Here is a 5616-nt window from a genome sequence, read left to right as displayed (position 1 = left end):
AATTAATACCAGCAGAGGGATCCAAATAGCGCGTTTACTTTTTTTGTTAATCGCGGAGTCAGTCATCAGATACGGGCTTCCTGTTTCGGTACAGCTTATGGGCTGATTATCCCGTGTCCTGTCCACGACAAAGCGTGGAAAAGACGCGGATAATCATGCTACCTCTGGCGTTAGGCGAAGATGTCTACTGCTCCATCACCGCGGGCAGCGGCTTGCAGCGAGGCTGGCGTTGCCAGGATGGCGTCATCTTCAGCGGCAAAAATATCTTGTCCCTGAGCGCGACCAGCCTGTTGTTGCTGTCCGGAAGACTGCTGCTGTCCGGCAAAGCTCTCACTGCTAATGTTGCTTTGTCCCAACTGGATCCCACTGTCAGCCAACTGCGTACGCAGCATCGGTAACGCGGCTTCCAGCGCGGCGCGCACGTGACTGTGTGGTGATACCATTTGCAACTGTGCGAGGTTGTCATCCAGCTTAATGGAAATGTGCACCTGACCCAGATCCTGCGGATGCAGGCGCAGCTCTGCGCTCTGCTGGCCCTGGCGCGTGAATAGTGTGACGTGCTGACTCAGTGATTGCTGCCATTCCTGACTACCCAACGGAGCGCTTAGCACCGGCGCGGCGGTAGGTAACGGCTGAGCATGTGTCTGTGGGACACTTAACGGAGCCGCCGTCACGCCAATGCTGGTCGGCGAAGGGGCGCTGTCAATTTCCGCTCTGGTCGCCGCCGCTACCGTCAGTGGGGTTAGCGTCGGATTGTTTGTCTGATCCAGGCTGCTGCCAGGAGAGGCAATGTCCGTTTTGCCTTTTTTGGCGTCACCGGGCAGCAGTTCGACCGCGTTATCGGTGATAGCGCCATGTGCCGTGCCTCGTGACAACGCCGAAAGCGAGGCATCAACGGGGGCAGGGGTGTTGTCGACGGCAGGTGTCGCCAACGGTTGTCCCGGTAGCATGGCGAACAGCGCGCTCAGGTTGGCGAGATCGTCATCGCTGAGCGTGGTGTTTTTTTCATCCTGCTGAACAGTTTTGCCCAGTGTCGTCAGGGCATTCACTTTCAGCGACGGCGTCAGCGCTGACAACAGTTGCTGAGCATCAGTCATGTCGGCAAGAGAAGCATCGGTTTGCATCTCTTTTTGCGCCAGAAGATCGGTTAACTTGACCGACTGTGTGACATCGCCATTTTTTTGCAGCAACCCTTTTTGCAGTTTACTGCCCGCCGCCTGTAAATCGGCAAGCGTCAATGGCGCGCCTTTACCCTGCGCGTCGCCCGCACCTAATGCGCCAGCCAGCAGCGCTAAAAAATCCTCGGGTGAATCTACCGCTTTGCCTGACTGAAGACCTGCGGCTACGTCGGTGTCGGTGGTAATCAGTTGGGGTAAAGTAATCATTCGGGTTTCCTCATAGCTGCACGCTGAGCAAATTCATCCATTTTTTTCTGATCCAGACGGTTTTCGGCCAGTAACGCCGCCGAGGTTTGTCTGTCCTGCAGAGTCTGCCACGCCTGCAACCGTTGTTTTTTATCGCGCCAACTGTTCAGCGCCTGGTCCACTTTCTGTGTCCATTGATTGAGCTGCTGGCGATGTTGCTCAATCGCTTTTTCCAGGGTCTGAATAAACTGCTGATAGTTAATCCAGCGATTACTGGTAATACCCTGACCCATATCGTTATTCAGATTGTTACGGTACTCATGCTGGTAATCGATCAGCATTTTCAACTGTTCTTCCGCCTGCTGACAGCCACGACGCATCTCTCCCAATAAGACAGCAGCGTCATCTACCTCTTTTTCAGCCAGGTCTTTCAGCGTTGCTAATGCACCATGTTGTGCCATGACCTATGCTCTCCTGCTCAATCACACACCAGGGAAAATCAGTTCTAAAGCGTGCAGGGAATCTTCCCAGTCAGCCCGTTCAAAGATGCCTTGCTGTAAAAATGCTTCCAGTTGTGGCCATAAGGCGATGGCTTTATCTAGCATGGGATCGCTGCCTTTGGCATACGCCCCAACGCTGACCAGATCGCGGTTACGCTGGAAGCTGGATAGCAACTGTTTAAAATTACGCACCCGCGCATAGTGTTGTTCACTAATGAGCGCGGTCATGGCGCGGCTGATCGAGGCTTCTATATCGATTGCCGGGTAATGACCTGCCTCGGCCAGATGGCGGGACAGCACAATGTGACCGTCCAGAATCGCGCGTGCTGAATCGGCAATCGGGTCCTGCTGATCGTCACCCTCGGTCAGGACGGTGTAAAACGCGGTAACTGACCCGCCGCCGTGAATACCGTTCCCGGCACGTTCCACCAGCGCCGGTAATTTGGCGAATACTGACGGCGGATAACCTTTGGTTGCTGGCGGCTCGCCGATCGCCAGCGCGATCTCACGTTGCGCCATCGCATAGCGGGTGAGGGAATCCATAATCAGCAATACGTGCTGTCCACGATCGCGGAAATCTTCGGCGATGCGCGTGGCGTAGGCCGCGCCCTGCATACGCAACAGCGGCGAAACGTCCGCCGGAGCGGCAATCACCACCGAGCGTGCGCGACCGTCAGCGCCGAGAATATTTTCAATAAAATCTTTAACTTCGCGGCCACGTTCGCCAATCAGCCCGACGACGATGACATCGGCCTGGGTATAACGCGCCATCATGCCAAGCAGGACGCTTTTACCGACGCCCGAACCTGCGAAAAGTCCCATACGCTGACCGCGCCCGACGGTTAACAACGCGTTAATGGGGCGCACGCCGGTATCCAGCACATGTTCAATAGGTGTGCGCTGCAGCGGGTTAAACGGCGGCGTCATCAGCGCCCCGGTTTCGGTGGTGTCCGGCGCGGGCAGACCGTCGAGCGGTTTGCCGCTGCCGTCGAGCACCCGGCCCAGCAGAGCAGGACCCAGCGGTAATTGTTTCCCGCTTTGCAGACCTTCTCCGGCAATATTCTTCGCGTACACACGCGCGCCGGGCAGAACGCCTTCGACCTCTTCGAGCGGCATCAGAAACAGTCGCTGACCGTTAAAGCCCACGACTTCACTTTCAACTTCCTGGGTTTCGTTGCCATCCTGCCGTTCAATGACGCAGGTGGCGCCCAGCGGTAGCTGTAATCCGGTGGCTTCCAGCACCAGCCCGGTGGCGCGGGTCAGACGCCCGTAACGACGCACCGCAGGCAGCAGCGACATTTTCTCTTCGAAGTTGTCCAGCGTATTGAGCCAGCGAGTCAGACGAGTGGTCATTACACGACTCCTGGCGCGGCCAGACGGCAGAGCTCTTGCCAGCGCGTGGCGACGCTGGCATCCAGATCGCCTTCGTCGGCAGAGACTTTACAGCCGCCGTGATGCAACGTGGGATCGCCGCGCAGCCGCCAGCCGTGCAGACTGAGGGTGGCACCGAGCATCTCTTCCACCCGCTGGAGATCGTCCGGATGTACGCGCAACTGCGGTTTACCGCTAAACAGCGGTTCCTGCTGCAACAGCTGTTGGATTTGTTTAATCAGCGCCGCGTTATCTACGACAGGCGTCTGACCTATCACCTGACGCGCCGCCTCCAGCGCCATTTGCATCAGTCGCGAGGCAATCACGCTGTCCAGAGCGTCCAGCGTATTCTGAAATTCGCTCACCAATTGCTGCATACGGGCAGTGATTGGCGCATGCTGCGCGCGCGCCTGGTTCTGGCCTTGCTCCAGGCCCTGATTCAGCCCTTCCTGATAGCCTTGTTCGTGGCCCTTTTGTCGACCTTCCGCCAGACCAGCGTTATAACCTTGCTCGTGGGCCTGCATTTGCAACTGCGCGAGCTGCTGCTCAAGCTGTTGCTCTGCTGAGAGTTCCGGCTCGTCGGTCTCTTCTGACAACGGTGTTTCACTGTGGTCGGCCAGGACGAACTCCGCCACCGGTGGGGCGAGATCGTCCGGGGTCCAGACTTTCCACGGCAGTTCGTTAGACATAAGTATCCTCGCCGCTGCCGATCACCATCTCGCCGGTTTCCGCCAGACGACGCACAATAAGCAGAATCGCTTTCTGTTCGTTTTCCACTTGCGACAAACGTACCGGACCGCGGTTGGCAAGGTCGTCGCGCAGAATATCGGCAGCACGTTGCGACATATTGCGCAGGAACTTCTCGCGTAGCGGCTGTTCGGCGCCTTTCAGGGCAATCAGCAGCGATTCGGAATCCACTTCCTGCAGCAGGCGCTGGATACTGCGATCGTCGACGTCCACCAGGTTTTCGAACAGGAACATCTCGTCGATAATTTTCTGCGCCAGTTCGCCGTCGAATTCGCGCACGGCGGTAATAACGGCTTCTTCCTGCTGGGTTTTCATCAGGTTGATGATTTCCGCTGCCGTTCTCACGCCGCCCATTTTGCTGCGCTTGAGGTTCTGGCCGTCGAGCAGACCATTCAATACTTCGGTCAATTCCGCCAGCGCGGCAGGCTGTACGCCGCCGAAAGTGGCGATACGCAGCATGACGTCGTGACGTAAACGTTCGTCGAACAGCGCCAGAATATCGGCCGCCTGGCCCCGTTTGAGGTGCACCAGAATGGTGGCGATAATCTGTGGATGCTCGTCGCGGATAAGGTCGGCGGCGCTTTGCGGCTCCATAAAGTTGAGCGTTTCAATGCCGCTGGTGGTATCGCGGGTTTCCAGAATATCTTCCAGCAGGCTGGACGCGCGTTCTTCACCCAGCGCTTTCACCAGCACCGAGCGCAGATATTCGTTGGCGTTAATGTTGAGCGCGGCAAATTGTTCGGCTTCTTGTTCAAACTCCGCCAGCACTTCCGTCAACTGTTTATTGGAGATCTGGCGTACGTTGGCCATCGCCGTACTGAGCGCCTGAACTTCGCGCGTGGAAAGGTGCTTAAACACCTCCGCCGCGCGATCTTCGCCAATGGTCATCAGCAGGATGACGCTTTTATCGGTACCGGTAAGGGCATTACTCATGATCGTTACTCATCCACTGACGAATGACCAGCGCCACGACGCGCGGATCGTTATCTGACATTTCACGAATACGCTGGCTCATGACTTCTGCGCCCAGACGCTGATTCGTGCGACGTTGCTGGGTCTGTTCGTCTTTGCTGAGGCGAACTTCTACCGCTTCTTCGGTTTCCTGACGGATACGTGTTTGTTCTTGCGCGGCTTTCGCTTCTTCACTGCGACGGAGCAACTGCGGGCGAACGGCTTTGCGCCACAGGAGCCAGGCGACCAGCAGAACCAGTAACCAACGACCTGCGGACATTAACTGATCAATAAAGAACGACTGTTTCCAGAACGGAAGCTCACCCATGGAATCGTCGGTCGCTGTGAACGGAGAGTTCACCACGTTCAGGGTGTCGCCACGTTTGTCGGAGAACCCCATCGCTTCGCGGGTCAGATCCTCAATCTGTTTCATCTGTTCGGCAGTTAACGGCAGCGGTTTGCCATCCGGTAACGTTTTATAGTTGACCACGACGGCCACCGAGAGACGCTGCACATCGCCAACGTTCATTTTGGTGTGGCGAATGGTACGGTCGACTTCATAGTTACTGGTTTCATTGCGCTGCGTACTGCGCGGACCTGCATTGTTACTGTTATTCGTTGTCTGCGTGGTTTGCGCATTTTGCTGATTAGCCGGTGGGTTGGCGATTGGCGCGGTATTAGCC

At 56.7% G+C, this 5616-nt stretch carries 6 protein-coding genes and 1 pseudogene; all 7 read right to left on the bottom strand.

Annotation, left to right across the window (positions count from 1 at the left end):
- Nucleotides 1–66, bottom strand: a pseudogene (fliL, locus tag KQJ18_RS21125) (flagellar basal body-associated protein FliL); the annotation flags it as partial.
- A gap of 104 nt (nucleotides 67–170) precedes the next feature.
- Nucleotides 171–1385, bottom strand: coding sequence for a flagellar hook length control protein FliK (fliK, locus tag KQJ18_RS21120; protein WP_216422665.1), 1215 nt, complete (start codon nucleotides 1383–1385; stop codon nucleotides 171–173).
- The gene (gene fliJ / locus KQJ18_RS21115; protein ID WP_003030438.1) at nucleotides 1382–1825 is read right to left on the bottom strand and encodes a flagellar export protein FliJ; all 444 of its coding nucleotides are present in this window, start codon (nucleotides 1823–1825) and stop codon (nucleotides 1382–1384) included. Before fliJ ends, fliK begins: the two co-directional genes overlap by 4 nt.
- 21 nt (nucleotides 1826–1846) lie before the next feature.
- The gene (gene fliI / locus KQJ18_RS21110) at nucleotides 1847–3217 is read right to left on the bottom strand and encodes a flagellar protein export ATPase FliI (protein ID WP_042307679.1); all 1371 of its coding nucleotides are present in this window, start codon (nucleotides 3215–3217) and stop codon (nucleotides 1847–1849) included.
- Nucleotides 3217–3924, bottom strand: coding sequence for a flagellar assembly protein FliH (gene fliH, locus KQJ18_RS21105; protein ID WP_069323568.1), 708 nt, complete (start codon nucleotides 3922–3924; stop codon nucleotides 3217–3219). Before fliH ends, fliI begins: the two co-directional genes overlap by 1 nt.
- Nucleotides 3917–4915: a flagellar motor switch protein FliG gene (gene fliG, locus KQJ18_RS21100; protein ID WP_003030443.1), complete on the bottom strand. Its 999-nt coding sequence runs from the start codon at nucleotides 4913–4915 to the stop codon at nucleotides 3917–3919. The genes fliH and fliG overlap by 8 nt, the downstream gene beginning before the upstream one ends.
- Nucleotides 4908–5616 (bottom strand): flagellar basal-body MS-ring/collar protein FliF (fliF, locus tag KQJ18_RS21095; RefSeq protein ID WP_216422664.1); only part of this gene is annotated, 709 nt, incomplete at its 5' end. The genes fliF and fliG, both read right to left, overlap by 8 nt.

It is taken from the genome of Citrobacter sp. S55_ASV_140 (genome assembly GCF_018919505.1).
Classification (GTDB): Bacteria; Pseudomonadota; Gammaproteobacteria; order Enterobacterales; family Enterobacteriaceae; genus Citrobacter; species Citrobacter werkmanii.
This window is presented reverse-complemented; position numbering and strand designations above follow the sequence as displayed.

Excerpts from the sequence above, each read along its gene's own strand:
- fliK (WP_216422665.1), bottom strand. The coding sequence starts at position 1,385 with ATGATTACTTTACCCCAACTGATTACCACCGACACCGACGTAGCCGCA.
- fliJ (WP_003030438.1), bottom strand. The coding sequence starts at position 1,825 with ATGGCACAACATGGTGCATTAGCAACGCTGAAAGACCTGGCTGAAAAA.
- fliI (WP_042307679.1), bottom strand. The coding sequence starts at position 3,217 with ATGACCACTCGTCTGACTCGCTGGCTCAATACGCTGGACAACTTCGAA.
- fliH (WP_069323568.1), bottom strand. The coding sequence starts at position 3,924 with ATGTCTAACGAACTGCCGTGGAAAGTCTGGACCCCGGACGATCTCGCC.
- fliG (WP_003030443.1), bottom strand. The coding sequence starts at position 4,915 with ATGAGTAATGCCCTTACCGGTACCGATAAAAGCGTCATCCTGCTGATG.